The following is a 12,013-nucleotide window of genomic DNA, read 5'->3' as shown; positions in this document are numbered from 1 at the left end:
CGCCGACGTTCAGCGGTTGACCGACTGGATCTCCTGAACGGCGACGTCCTTCGTGTCCCCGTAGGTTCCGTTGGGCAGGCGGTCGCCCTCGCCCGTGGTGCTTGTCCAGCTGATCTCCCAAGTCAGCGTCGCGCGCAGCGGATAAGTACCCCCGCCGGACGAACGCTCGTACGTCACCCCGCAGGACGGCGACCGGTCGGCGGAGCCCTTGGTGTACGGGGTGCCGATCGACTTGTCCGCATTGAGCGGGCAGCCCCCGCTCGCCGGATAGACCTCCGCGTCGTCCGTACCGGGGTCCAGATGGAGGGCGACGGGCGTGGCGGTCGTCGTCGCGGAGAGTCCCGTGCCGGGCAGCGAAGCGGTCACCGAGACCGGCTTGAAGCGGGCCTTGTCCAGCCAGACCCAAGTGGGCAGGTTGACCGTGGAGTCGCCTGCCGGGGCTGCTTCGATCTGCGTGTCGGGGACGGGGAGTTCGTCGTAGGCGTACTCGGCCAGGACCTTCGGACTGACGGCGAGGGGCTCGTCCGGGGTGGTGTTGTTCGGCACCCAGAACGGCGGCTTGTCACAGGAGTTCGCCTGGGGGTCGTCCTTGCGCTTCGGGTTGATGGCAGCCGCCCAGAACATTCCCTTGCCCTGCTGGTCAAGGTTGTAGTTCTTGTACTTGCCGTCCTTGTAGTAGCCGTCGAGGAGGCCGCCCACGATGTCGCCGATACCGAAGATGCCCACCTTTCGCCAGTTCTTCACCGTGGCCTGGATCTCCTTCGGCGAGAAGGCCGGCTCGTACCAGCAGGCGGGCGGAGTCCAGTTGCTGTCCGTGGAGGAGAGCGAACCGGTCTTCGCGGTGGACGGGTTGCCGTTGGTGGTGGTCTGGATACGGGTATGCACGGTGATCCGGCCGTTGCCCGATCCGCCGCTGGAGTCGGCGCGCTGGTCGCTTCTGCCTCCGAACCCGCCGCTGGCGAACGCGGAAGTGGGTACGGCCAAGAGGGTCAGTACCAGCCCCGAGACCGACAGGTATCTCGAACGGCCCCGGCTCATCAGGTGCACTTCTGATCCCCCGCACCCGAAATCACGCTGGCCGACTGCCAGACGCCCTTGTCGTTCTTCTCCAGACGCTCGTTGAAGAAGGTGTAGTCCCCCGACGAGGCGGCAGGGTGGGTCACCTTCCCCGTCCTGCGGTCCTTCGGATACGTCTTCGTCGCGTCCTGGCAGTAGGTCAACGCCACAGCCCCGCCCTTGAGCGGGGTGACCTTGCGGTTGTAGTACCGAGCGGCCCCCACGTACGACCTGCCGTCGTCATAGAAACCCTGGATGTACGAAAGCGCCGAGGTCAGCGCATCATCCTTGTTGTAGAACCGCAGCGCCGGTGTCAACTTCTTGGCATCCGTGGTGATCGCGGCGTTGATCGCGTCGAGGTTCCGCGCGTTGTCGGCAAGGACCGCGTCCTTCTTCGGGTCCCCCGTCTTCCCGCCCTCGAAGACGTCGCTCACGCCCTTAGGCAGCACGACCTTCGGCCGCTTGATCCCGTCCCCGGCATTCGAAGCGGAAGGGCTCGCCGACTGCTTACCGGTGTCCGCTCCCGGTACCTTCTCCGCCTTGTCGGAGGACGCCGAGTCACCGCCGCCGCACGCCGAGAGGAGCAGCGCCGCCGCGACCACCAGCGCTGCCGCGCCGGCACCCCGGCCCACGGGACGTGAGAGGAATGTGTCATGCATGAGGGTGTGTGCCTTTCCATCTGAAACGGGGTCCGCAGCAGCGCGCGCACATGCTGCCCTGCGTGCCCGGGGATACACCGACGTACGAGGGCCTCAGCCCGTAACGGACTCGGCGACCGATGAACCGTGGACCGTGATCGAGTGGCTGTAGAACAGCCCCGTCAGCACCGGCTGATACGTCAGCTGCACCGTCACCTCGACCCGTCGCGTGTTGGCCGCCGTGCAGTGCGATGCCGCGATGTCCTGGCCGGACATCCCCATCTCGACCGCGAAGGCGTGCACCCGGGCGTTGCAGTTCTGGTAGTTGATGGGCGCGGGCCCGCCCTGGTTGCCGTACAGGGACTCCCGGTCTATGTCCTGCGCCGCGTACCGTGCGGCCTGCTCGGCGATGTCCGCCGCCCGTTCCCGCTGTGAGATGGACAGCCCGCCGTCCACCACGAACGCGGCCAGCGCCAGGAACAGGAACGCGAAGATGATGACCGCCGCGGCGCCCGATCCCCGGTCGTCCAGCCGGGACCTGCGGGACTCGATCCATCCGGTGAGCGCGTTCACTGCGTCCTCCGGTACGGGTCGATCGGCGAGGTCGAGTGCCCGCTGAGAGTGGTGGGGATGTCCAGGCCGAGCATGGCGAGGCCGCGGATCTGGCAGCTCACGTCGACGGTGAAGAAGCCGCCCCTGACGAACCCCTTGGCCGTGACGGACACCGGGCCGGAACAGACGTCGGTCAGATCCGCCTCGGCGGCCCTGCGGGCCTCGGCCATCGCGACACCGCCGTCCTTCTGGATCGAGCCCGCGCGGGCCGCGTCACGCGCGGCGCTGTCCACCGCCCCGCGCCCTTCGACCAGTTGCCCGAAACCGACCAATACCAGAATAAAAAGGATCATGATGGGAGCGAGGATGACCACTTCGATGGTGGACAGGCCACGGTCGGCCCCTGCGCCCGCGCGGTCCAGCCGCGTTCGTACAGCCCCCGTCCCACGCCTCACACCCGCACCCACACGGGCGAATGCACCCGCGAACACCCTGCGCCCCGCCACCCGTTGGCCTCTCATCAGTCCCGCACGAACCGCTCGACCGGCCCCCGCGACTGCGCGTGCACCGTGAGGCCCAGGCCGGGGAAGACATTCGGGACCCTGGCCGTGATCTCCACACCGACCGTGTCCTGGTCCGGCTGGAGCATCGTCACGTTCGGGCCCAGCACCAGCTTCGAGCCGAGCTGCTGGATATAGCTCTGTACGACGTCACCGGCGTCGCCCCGCCAGCCCCCGGGGTTCTCGTCCGCCTCGGCACGTGCCTTGCGCGCCCCCGCCTGCGCGGCCGCCTGGGCCACGTGGTCGGCGAAGAAGTACAGCGCGAACTGCACGGTCGCGAAGATCATGAAGAACAGGACCGGGGTCAGGAAGACGAACTCGATCGCGGTCATGCCGGAGTCGCCGCGGGTGGAGGCTGCCTCCACCCTGCGGCGTACGAACGCTCTGATCCTCTGACGCACCAGCACCGACTCAGTGACTCGACTCGAACGATTGGGCTCGGAATTGATCGGAATGGAACGGAATGAAACGGTCGGCCCAGCGGAAGGTCCCCGTGGGCCCAGCCCTCAGCAGGTGCCGCTCGCGCTGGCTCCCTTGATGCAGTTGCCGACCTTGTTGGCGCCGTCACTCAGCGCGGAGTTGATGATCGCGGCGACCACACCGACGATCGCCACGACGACCGCCGAGATGATGACCCACTCCACGGCGGACGCGCCGCGGTCGGTGTCCTCGGAGCGGGCGCGCTCGACGCGTGCCTGCAGAAACGTGATCAGGAAGTCGACAGTCGGGTGACTGAAGCGGCGTCCGAACATGGGATGAAATCCTCTCAAGAGAAGGGGAAGCGGGATCAGACCTGGAAGACGCGCATCGCGGCCGGGTAGATGAGGAAGACCAGGAAGCCGGCGCAGAGGAGCAGCTGGGCGACAAGCATCGACTGCGACTTCTCACCCGCCGCCCCCTCGATCTCGGCCATTTCGCGGTGGCGCATCGTCTCGGCCCTCGAGGCCAGCGACTCTCGTACCTTCGCCCCGTCGTCGGCGACGAGCGCCAGCGACGACGACAAGTCCTTCAGTTCCTCAATACCCAGATCCTCGCCGAGCCTGCCGAGCGCGAGCCACTGGCTGGTGCCGGTGATCCGGGCGTCGGCGAGCGCGTTACGGATCCGGCGCAGCGCCCAGCCGTCGCTCACCTCGGCGGCGGCCATCAGCGCCTCGGGCAGACCGCGCCCGCCGGCCAGGTTCATCGAGACGAGGTCCAGATACGCCCCGATGACGCGGCGCAGGTCCTTGCGCTTGTCCGCCGCGTCGCGGCGCACTTCCAGATCCGGCAGGAAGAAGAAGAGCAGACCGCAGACCAGCGCGAGCCAGACCGGGATGATCGGGCTCTTGCTGAAGCCGATCACCACGACGATGGCGAAGAGCATCGGCCCGAAGATCAGGCCGACCACACCGAGCAGCACCTTGGTCGCCAGGAACCCCTCCCAGCCGCGGTCGAGCACCGCCAGGTCGGAGCGGAGCGAGCGCTGCTCCCAGCCCTGCTGGAGGTAGAGATCGGCGATCCGCACCCCCACCCGGGCCCGCAGCGAGCCGAGCCGGCCGTCGTGGGACTCGTGGTCGCCCGGCCGCTCGTACCCGGAACCGGCCGCCCGCAGCGCGTCGATGCGCTGCACCTGCGAGACCGCCGAGCGCTTCGTGCGCGACAGGGCCCGTACGAGGACGAAGACGCCGAGGCCGAGTACGGCGCCGATCAGTACCGGTGCGGTGAGAATGTCGATCATCGCGGCGCCCCCTGGCCATGGTTGAACGGCAAACCCTGCGGAGGCTGCTGGCCCCCGGGGTGGCCCCCGGGATGCTGGCCCCCGGGCTGCGGGCCCCCCGCGTACGGACCACCACCCTGCTGACCGACGCCCTGCTGACCGCCGCCCTGCTGACCGCCGCCCTGCTGGCCACCCGCGTACGGGCCACCGCCCTGCTGACCAATAGGCGCCTGCTGGTGGCCGACCGGTGCCTGCTGCCCGCCCTGCTGCTGAGCCGCGTCCGGGCGTACGAACCGGACCTCGGGCTCGGCACGTACCAGGAACCGTTCGGGCGTCTCGATCACCGACAGCTTCCGCAGCCACCAGAAGCCGAGCGCGAACAGACCGCACACCCCGGCCAGCACCAGCTGGCCCATCGGCGAACCGTACGGCGAGACGAAGTCCCGGTTGAACACCGCGAGTCCGAGCACGAACGCCACCGAGACCACGACCACGATCTGCACACTGCGCCGGGTCGACGAGCGCTGCGCCATCACGCGGTGCCGCATGTCGATCTCCTCACGCGCCGACTTCGACAGCGCGCCGAGCACCTGGCGCAGGCCGGGGCCGCGCAGCTTGGCGTTGAGGATGAGCGCGGCCACGATGATGTCGGCGGACGCGTCGTTGATCTCGTCGGCGAGATACTGGAGGGCCTCGGGCAGCGGCATCCGGGCACGGAGCCGGTCGACCAGCGCGTCCAGGTGCGGGCGCAGGGCGGGGGCCGCGGCACGTGCGGAGGCCGGGATGGCCTGTTCGAGGCCGACCGCGCCCGCGATGGTGTCACGGAGCGATTCGGTCCAGCCGGCGAGCGCCTCCACCCGGCGCATGGCGGCCTTCTCCTGGGCGGCGCCGCCGAAGAGACGGTCCCAGAAGAAGACGAGCAGCCCGGCGGCGACACCGGCCACGGTCCAGCGGGTCAGCAGCAGCACGACGAGTCCGACGCCGACGGCGATGGAGCCGCGCCGGCCGATGAACTGCACGAGTTCGCGGGCGCGTTCGCCGCGCTCGGCCTGTACATGGCCGGGCTTGGGCTCGAAGCCGCGGATCGCGAGGATCAGCAGCGCGAGACCGCCGCCCGCCGCGATCCCGCACCCCAGTGCGTACAGCAGCTGCGGATCGAAGAACCCGCCCAACGAGGAGATGCCATTCATACGGTCTCCTTCACCCCCAGGCCCCTGAGGGGCGGTAGCCGTGTACGGCGAGGTCGTCGAGGCACGCCACGGGGGCGTGCGGCAGAACCCGCCCGTCGGGCGTCTCCGCGAAGACCTCACTGGAGAGGACGCGGCCGTCGACGCCGTTGACCTCACGGACCGAGGTGACGGCACGCTGCAGGCGGCCGCCGCTCTCGAAGTTATTGCGGCGCTGTACGAAGACGACGAAGTTGACGGCTCCGGCGATCAGCATCTGGCTGGCCTCGATGGGCAGCCGTTCGTTGGCCTGGAGCGCGTAGGTGGAAATACGGTTGAAGACTTCGCTGGAGCTGTTGGCGTGGATCGTGGAGAGCGAGCCGTCGTTGCCCTGCGACATCGCGTTGAGCATGGTGACGATCTCGTCGCCGAGCACCTCACCGACGATGACGCGCGAGGGGTTCATACGGAGCGACCTGCGCACCAGCTCCCCCATCGAGATCTGGCCGAGGCCCTCGGAGTTGGGCAGCCGCTCCTCGAACGCCACGACGTTGGGGTGGAGTTCGGGGAACTGGTCGAGCCCCAGCTCAAGCGCGCGTTCCACCGTGACGAGGCGCTCGACCGGCGGGATCTCGTTGGCGAGGGCCCGCAGGAGCGTGGTCTTGCCGGCGTTGGTGGCGCCCGCGATCATGATGTTCTTACGGGCGCGGACCGCGCAGGCGAGGAAGTGGGCCAGTTCGGGGGTGAGCGTGCCATTGCCGACGAGGTCCGCCATGAAGACCTTCCCCATCCGCGCGCGACGGATGGAGAGGGCGGGCCTGCGGGCGACCTCCATCACGGCGGAGAGTCGGGAGCCGTCGGGGAGCCGCAGGTCGAGCTGGGGGTTGGCGGAGTCGAAGGGGCGGGACGAGAGCCCCGAGTAGGCGCCGAGCACCTGGATCAGTTCGACGAGTTCCTCGTCGGTGTCGGCCACCGGGTCGACACGGGCCTCGCGCCCATCGGCGTATCCGACGAAGACCTGGTCGCAGCCGTTGATGTCGATGTTCTCGACCTCGGGGTCGTCGAGCAGCGGCTGGAGGCGCCCGACTCCGAAGAGCGCCGCGTGCACGGCCGCCGCGTACTGCTCCTCGGTCTCCGCGTCGAAGGGGGTACGCCCGGCGTTGATCTCCGCGCGCGCGTACTCCTCGAGTATCTGGGCGATGACGGCGCGCGCGTACTGCCGCTCGTCCTCCCCCGACATCGGCGGTGTGTTGCTGACCTGGTCGATACGGCGCTGTTCCGCGATCCGGTCGCCGGCCTCCTGCCGGTACCGCTTGACCAGGCTGTGGTCGACGACGTCGCTCATCGACCGGCCCCGGCGCCCGGCTGCGACCAGGCCGCGCCGAACTGCTGGTGGACGTCGGCGGCGACCTTGCGGGCGCTGCGGATCAGCAGCGACTTGTCGAGCCGGCCGCGGCCGCGCCCGGAGAGCAGCGCCGCGCCCGACGTGTCGTGTGCGAGGGTGCCGATGACGCGGGCACCGGTCTGCGCGGCGACGAGCATGTCGTTGACCTGGTGGGCGATCTTCCCCGACGCGCTCGACTCGACGACGAGGAGAACCCCGATGAGCGGGGTCGCGAGCTGCGACATACCCCGCTGCCCGCCGCCGTGGAGCTGGGCGGCGAGTGCGGCGGCCCGGTCCCGTACGCGGGCGATGTGCTCCGGTTCCGTACGGGCGACGAGCAGGACGAGACTGGCGTGCGGCAGCAGGTCGATCGCGGGTGAACCCCCGGCGATCCGCCCGCAGTCGGCTATGACGTCGGCGGGTGCGTGCGGTGAGTCGCCGAGGGTGGAGAAGGCGTGCCCGAGGGTGGGCCAGACACCGGCGAGCCCGGCGGCCTGCTCGGCCGAGCCGATCCCGACGAGGAGTTCGAGGCCGCCGGCCATGGGCTGGGCGTGGTCCCAGAGCTGATCGGCTGCGAGCCCGCGGCGGGCGGCCGCGGCGATGGAGAGCAGACCGGTGTTCGGGTTGAGGGGGCCGCCGTTGGATGCGGTGGTGCGGTAGACGAGGTCCCCGCCGGCCGGGTCGGCCTCGGCGAGCAGCGCCCGCCGGGGCCAGACAGCGGCGAGAGCGAGGGCGGCCGTGGTGACTCCGGGCGAACCCTTGTCTGCGGCGAGGGCGATGAGCGCCATGTTTTCTGCGTTCCTCTGCGTTCCTCTGGGGTCCGTCGGTCAGCCGTTGTGGGAGGGCACCGCGACGATGGCGGCTTCCCCTGCGGATGCGGCCTGCGAGAGGGCTGCGGCCTCGTCGGCGTCGACCAGGACGGTGACGGCGAGATTGCCGCTGCTGATGGTGGAGGCGTTGGGCGTGGCGGCGTGGCTGACGGTGGCCCGCGCGACGATGACGCTGCCGCCGGACGAACCGGACGAGCCCGAAGTGCCGGACTGACTGCCGCTGCTGGAGCTTGAGCTGCTGGAGCCGCTGCGGTCGCCCACCCGGTAGATGGCGACGGTGTCGCCGTCCTTGATCCCGACGGGGTACTGACCGTCCTTGAGGGAGAGTCCGACGACGGCCTTGCCCGCGGGGGTGCCCTTCTCGCCGGTGAACATCTCGCCTACGAGGAGTGACCCGGAGTAGAGGGCGCTCTTGGCGGTGAGGGTCTTCTCGACCGTGCCGAGCTGGTCCCACTTGATGTAGTGGATCGAGTCGTCGTCGGCGACCATCACCGAGGTGACGTCGCTGTTCGTGATCGGCGCGCCGGCCTCGACGTTGCGCGTCAGCTTGGCGACCTCGACCCGGTCGCCCGCGCGCAGCACCAGCACGGTGGCTCCCAGCGCACCGACGAGGATCAGCAGAACGGCGAGCGCGGCGAGAGCGGGTTTGCGTTCACGGGCGACCGTGGGAAGCCGCTCTCCGGCCGACTGGGCGGGTGAGGGAACCCTGTGGTTGCCTGCACCCGTGCGCTCCTGGACCTTCACGCCGCTTCTCCCCGAATCCCCGAATGTTTCTCTGCGACTGTTGCGTCTGGATCTCTACGACGCCAGGTACGCCATGACGTGCACGCCATAAGCGAGTCGACTTCGCCGCCATTTATCCGGTTCCGATCCCCAGGCCACCGGAGGCTGTCAAGTCATCGCACCGTAGCAGCAGCACATAAGCGCCTCAAGACGAGATAAGGATCGCGAACTTCACGCGCTTCACCAGGATCGGTCCAAACCGGTCAGAAAGGGCTGACCTCGCGGGCGGGTCAAAGCTTCACGAGATTTCCCCTTCGGGGCTGGGGAGCCGGGGGGCGGCGGTTGCATCCGCCAAGGTTTCGGGGCGCACGCGGGATCGGGGCCCTCCAGGCCGCGAAGGGCGCGCACGCGACGAGTGCGACAGCAAACGGGGACGGTTACGGATGTGTGCACGGCCATCACATTCGGGGCCGGGGAGGACGATGAAGCGGGGCCGGTATGTTCCGCCGGGGGCGGCGGTTCGGGCGAGGATCCGGGGGGCGACGGCCGGGGATCCAGGGGATGACGACCGGGGCCGAAGCCCGATGCCGATGCCGCTGCCCGTTGCCCGCTGCGCTGCCCGCAGATCCTGAGAGCCCACGCCCGCAGACCCCGCAACCCCCGCAGCCCTCACCGTCCCCGGAAACTTCTCAGGCCACCGAGATCTCAGGAATCCCGGCGCGATTGGACGATTAAGGCCGGAACACCCCAACTATCCCGGCGATGTGGCGAATTCGCTCTGGTGAAACCAAGGGCCGCCCGGCTAGCGTCGACGACCGCACGCCCACACCCACCCGACCGGGAGTCGCCCGTGAACCGCCGCACCCTGCCCGCTGCCGCCGCCCTAGTGACGGCGGCCGCACTTCTGCTGACCGCGTGCGGCGGAGGTGACGACAACAAGTCGAAGAAGCCGGACAAGATCGCCGGTGCCGGCGAGGGGACATCCAAGTCGGCTTCGCCCAGCGCGTCGGCATCGGCGCCTCCATCTCCCGGACGGCCGAAGATCGAATTGCCTGCGGACATCTCCTACACCTTCGACTGGCAGAAGACCGGCGATAAGAACAAAGACGCAATCCTGTCCGATGGCGAACAGTCCATCAAAGCCGTCGACATGGCGATCGCCAAGCAGAAGCCCGTAGACCCTGCTTACGTCTTCTACTACGAGGGGGAAGCCGCGGCAGGCACGGAAGTCTTCATCAAGAAGTACGTGGCCCACAAGGCTCGGACCACCGGTCACTACCGCTTTTACGATGATTCCGTGACGCTGAACAAGGACGGAACCGCTTCGTTCAGCTACTGCGAGGACCAGGGCAAGGCGTACATCAAATATCTCAAGGACGGGAGGGTTGCGAAAACCCCGGTGACCTCGAAGAGCTACGTCGGTTACAACACTGCTCTACGCAAGAACGGCAAGGGCATCTGGGTGATCGAGAAGATGTACTCACAGGTGGGGAGCGACAAGTGCCAGCCCTGAAAAGAACCTGCAAGCGGTACATAGTCGCAGGGGCACTGGGGGTGTCCCTTGTGGCTTCGGCCTCCGGCACAGGATTCGCCGACGACACCTTCGACGGAACTGCCCAGAATCCCACGCCTTCCGGCGATGCGCACGGGCAGGACCTCGAAGCAAGAGTAGAAGGCGGAGGGGTCCTGACCAAAACGGACAACAACGGTCAAGGGCCATCCACAGGTCCACTCACCCCTGTCTCCAACTGGACACCGCCTCCGTGCTGGTACGCCCCCACTTACACCGCCTCGGAGTTCAAGAAGGATCAGGAGCACACCTGGTCTCTCGAATCCACCGGGCCCGAGTGGGATGCCAAGCAGCGCCACCACTACGCGGATGGCCACCCTTACAAAGACTTCAACATGGCCAAGGCCGACAAGGGGTATTGGTGGACTGCGGGAGTCAACGAGAACTTCCCACCGGGCTGGGACTCCTGCGACAAGGAGACCTTCTGGGTGGACAAGGGTGACCCACCCCCCGTGGACGCGGGACGGGCAATAACGACAGAGATCCTCTCTCACATCGCTTACGCGAAGATTCGGGTCCCGGACACAAAGGTAACCCTTGCACCGGCAGGTGCGACCAAGGTCAACCTTCCTACCTGGGCGTGGCTCGACAAAACGAATTTCAAGCCAGTATCGGTCACGGCGTATGTGCCACTCACAGGTATGAGCGCAACCACTACCGCTACACCGAAGTCCCTGAAACTTGAGCCAGGCACTGCGGATGCCGAGACCTACCCCGCATCCGGCGAATGCTCATTCGCGAATGACTCCATCGGCACGCCCTACGTCAAGGGGGACGCCAACAAGACACCGCCCTGCGGTGTTACTTACCTCCGCGCCTCGGGTAGCAACGGGCCATTCCAACTCAAGGCGACCATCACTTGGTCGATCAGCTGGACCGGCACGGGAAATACCGGCGGAAAGCTTCCTGACGGCTCGTTCGGCACCACTCAGGACGTCACAGTCGACGAGATCCAGGCCATCAACCGCTGACCTGCTCCTCGACAGCACCGTGCGGCTTGCCACGGTTCACGACGGAGTCGACGGGCAATACCACTACTTGGCAGTGGGGAGCAACTGTCCTCTTATACTGGAGATTTCACACCTTCGAGTACCGATCCGGCCTTCCACCCAGGAACAGGGTCTCGGGCAGATAGAGGGTGACAAGGCTATGTGACCACGCAGGTCTCCGGACGGCCGACACGGCAGCCCAGCCGGGCTCAGAGCGCCCCAGCGAACTGCCCCACGAGCGAACGGGACGCCGAGAACCAAGGGAGGTCCAGAACATCGATGGCCGGCGCTCTCCCGAAAACTACGGGAGGAGGCGCGATAGGCCCTTACGGAACCTCCTAGGTTTCCACATTAAGAATCGACGACAGGGAGAGAGAAGCATCTGTCAACTCGGCCAGTGTCAGCACCTCCTGGGCAAGGATCCACCAGCAGCCCACGACCTCTAATCAGTACTCTCTCCGTGACCTACCATTGTTCGTCACGCCCATAGCTCCATCACTCAAGAGATTCCAGAGCATCAATCGATGACGCGAACCGGGAAACGGCATGACTGACCTACGACTCGACGGCACGATCTTCGATGACCTCAGGAAGACGTTCTCAACCGTCTCAGGCCGAATGTCCGATGTGCGCAAAACCTTGCGAGGTACCGACGGTTCCGTCGTCGGCGCGCACCAGCTCGTGGACGACGTGCATGACTTCGCCGACGAATGGGGCTACGGCGTCAAGCAGCTCGGGAAGCACACGCATAACGCGGTCAAGATGATCGACAAAATCGGTAAGTCCTTCGACAAGCTGGACCTGGATCTCGCGGAGTCGATGAAGCCTCAGAAGCCGAAGGGCAAGTGA

The 12,013-nt window shown here is 67.4% G+C and carries 13 protein-coding genes and 1 pseudogene; 3 read left to right on the top strand and 11 right to left on the bottom strand.

Annotation, left to right across the window (positions count from 1 at the left end):
- Window positions 1-9: 9 nt before the first annotated feature.
- The 11 genes and pseudogenes from G3I19_RS03470 to G3I19_RS03420 all read right to left on the bottom strand — a co-directional run bounded on the left by G3I19_RS03470 (window position 10) and on the right by G3I19_RS03420 (window position 8,626).
- A complete protein-coding gene (locus G3I19_RS03470; RefSeq protein WP_239073935.1) occupies window positions 10-984 on the bottom strand; it encodes a hypothetical protein in 975 nt (324 codons plus the stop codon).
- Window positions 985-1,037: 53 nt separating this feature from the next.
- Window positions 1,038-1,715 carry a hypothetical protein gene (locus G3I19_RS03465; protein WP_164259327.1) on the bottom strand — a complete coding sequence of 226 codons (678 nt, stop codon included), beginning with the start codon at window positions 1,713-1,715 and terminating at the stop codon, window positions 1,038-1,040.
- Window positions 1,716-1,808: 93 nt separating this feature from the next.
- Window positions 1,809-2,267: a pilus assembly protein TadG-related protein gene (locus tag G3I19_RS03460; RefSeq protein ID WP_164259325.1), complete on the bottom strand. Its 459-nt coding sequence runs from the start codon at window positions 2,265-2,267 to the stop codon at window positions 1,809-1,811.
- A complete protein-coding gene (locus G3I19_RS03455; protein ID WP_239073940.1) occupies window positions 2,264-2,668 on the bottom strand; it encodes a TadE/TadG family type IV pilus assembly protein in 405 nt (134 codons plus the stop codon). Before G3I19_RS03455 ends, G3I19_RS03460 begins: the two co-directional genes overlap by 4 nt.
- A 98-nt stretch (window positions 2,669-2,766) precedes the next feature.
- Window positions 2,767-3,207 (bottom strand): TadE family protein, encoded by a 441-nt coding sequence (locus G3I19_RS03450; RefSeq protein WP_164259381.1) that lies wholly within the window; start codon window positions 3,205-3,207, stop codon window positions 2,767-2,769.
- 105 nt (window positions 3,208-3,312) lie between these two features.
- A complete protein-coding gene (locus G3I19_RS03445; protein ID WP_164259321.1) occupies window positions 3,313-3,558 on the bottom strand; it encodes a hypothetical protein in 246 nt (81 codons plus the stop codon).
- A 35-nt stretch (window positions 3,559-3,593) separates the two neighbouring features.
- A complete protein-coding gene (locus G3I19_RS03440; protein WP_164259319.1) occupies window positions 3,594-4,523 on the bottom strand; it encodes a type II secretion system F family protein in 930 nt (309 codons plus the stop codon).
- A 260-nt stretch (window positions 4,524-4,783) separates the two neighbouring features.
- Window positions 4,784-5,692, bottom strand: a pseudogene (locus G3I19_RS03435) (type II secretion system F family protein); the annotation flags it as partial.
- Between the two features lie 10 nt (window positions 5,693-5,702).
- Window positions 5,703-7,013, bottom strand: coding sequence for an ATPase, T2SS/T4P/T4SS family (locus G3I19_RS03430; protein ID WP_164259316.1), 1,311 nt, complete (start codon window positions 7,011-7,013; stop codon window positions 5,703-5,705).
- Complete coding sequence (locus G3I19_RS03425; RefSeq protein WP_164259314.1) at window positions 7,010-7,840, bottom strand: hypothetical protein; 831 nt, start codon at window positions 7,838-7,840, stop codon at window positions 7,010-7,012. Before G3I19_RS03425 ends, G3I19_RS03430 begins: the two co-directional genes overlap by 4 nt.
- Window positions 7,841-7,879: 39 nt before the next feature.
- A complete protein-coding gene (locus G3I19_RS03420; RefSeq protein ID WP_164259312.1) occupies window positions 7,880-8,626 on the bottom strand; it encodes a hypothetical protein in 747 nt (248 codons plus the stop codon).
- Between the two features lie 829 nt (window positions 8,627-9,455).
- On the opposite strand from G3I19_RS03420, the gene G3I19_RS03415 reads away from it, so the two are divergent.
- From G3I19_RS03415 to G3I19_RS03405, 3 genes are all read left to right on the top strand, one after another.
- Window positions 9,456-10,118, top strand: coding sequence for a hypothetical protein (locus tag G3I19_RS03415; protein WP_343234969.1), 663 nt, complete (start codon window positions 9,456-9,458; stop codon window positions 10,116-10,118).
- A 50-nt stretch (window positions 10,119-10,168) separates the two neighbouring features.
- Complete coding sequence (locus G3I19_RS03410; protein WP_343234968.1) at window positions 10,169-11,146, top strand: hypothetical protein; 978 nt, start codon at window positions 10,169-10,171, stop codon at window positions 11,144-11,146.
- A gap of 636 nt (window positions 11,147-11,782) precedes the next feature.
- Window positions 11,783-12,013, top strand: coding sequence for a hypothetical protein (locus G3I19_RS03405; protein WP_343234974.1), 231 nt, complete (start codon window positions 11,783-11,785; stop codon window positions 12,011-12,013).

The organism is Streptomyces sp. SID10853 (assembly GCF_010548145.1).
Taxonomy (GTDB): Bacteria; Actinomycetota; Actinomycetes; order Streptomycetales; family Streptomycetaceae; genus Streptomyces.
Note: the sequence above shows the minus strand (reverse complement) of the source record. Positions and strands in the feature narration are given on the sequence as shown.